Origin of the sequence: Leisingera sp. MMG026, assembly GCF_021654205.1 — a bacterium.
In the GTDB taxonomy this organism is placed as follows: domain Bacteria; phylum Pseudomonadota; class Alphaproteobacteria; order Rhodobacterales; family Rhodobacteraceae; genus Leisingera.
Genome location: NZ_JAKFZM010000130.1, coordinates 1 through 947, shown reverse-complemented (window position 1 = coordinate 947; position 947 = coordinate 1). Strand labels below are relative to the sequence as shown.

The following is a 947-nucleotide window of genomic DNA, read 5'->3' as shown; positions in this document are numbered from 1 at the left end:
GCCATCAAATTCGCTAAGCGACATAGGCATGTTTTCGACGGGCAGCGCATGCAGCAGCGCGTTGAGGCGATCAAGCTCTTGATGTGATTGGCCCTTGAAACTTCTCCCGTCGATGTCGGGAATTTTAGCTGCGGGACTGTTAACTCGCAACTATCGCAATGCCGGATGCGGGCTGCGAACCATCGACTGCACTCGCGGCACCCCATCGTCGCGGCAACGTCACCTGTGAGTTCGAATGCCAACTTCCCCTGGGCATCGAAGAGCGGTTCAGACCCACCATTGGTCGATGGCTGCGATCTCCTCGTCAGTCCATCCGAAATGATGGGCGAACTCGTGAATAACAACATGCGCGATCAACTGGTTCAGCTCGACATTATCGCGGTCACGCCATTCCGCCAGGATCGGCTGGCGGAAGAGCCAGACAACATCCGGAGGTGGCGCCATGTCGAGAACCGATTTCTCGGTCATAGGTATTCCCTCGTAGAGCCCTGTCAGTTCATATGGATCTGCAAAACCAAGTTCGTCCAGCATGGCCGGCGCAGGCCATTCGGCAATGCGCAGAATGACGTTATCTGCAGCTGGCCTGAAGGCCCCCGGCAGGGAAGCTATAGTGGCGCGAGCGATCTTCTCGAAATGGTCAAGGTCGTGGTGCATGCGTTGTAATTGGTTTCTCGGAACGGTGTAGTGAACCGCCAAGCCGGAGGGGCAGTTCATACGCCTGGTGCGATCAGCAGCCTCCGGCCCCAAATCGGATTGCGACGGATACCGCACCGCTGTGGCCAGCTGCTTGCCCCAGATGGGTATATCTGCTTTGACCGAGAACAACTGAAAACACACGTGAAACATGGCATTGATCTAAAGAGGCTGAGTGCCGCTGAATTGGAAGCGCTGGCCAAGGAAATCGAAGTCCGCAAAGCGGAAGTAGAGAGCGAGGCAAAGAAAAGCGC

Annotated in this window: 1 protein-coding gene; it reads right to left on the bottom strand. The window is 56.2% G+C overall.

The window, feature by feature from the left end; all coding sequences use genetic code 11:
• Window positions 1-267: 267 nt before the first annotated feature.
• Window positions 268-846: a metallopeptidase family protein gene (locus L1069_RS23780; RefSeq protein ID WP_343328087.1), complete on the bottom strand. Its 579-nt coding sequence runs from the start codon at window positions 844-846 to the stop codon at window positions 268-270.
• Window positions 847-947: the final 101 nt, after the last annotated feature.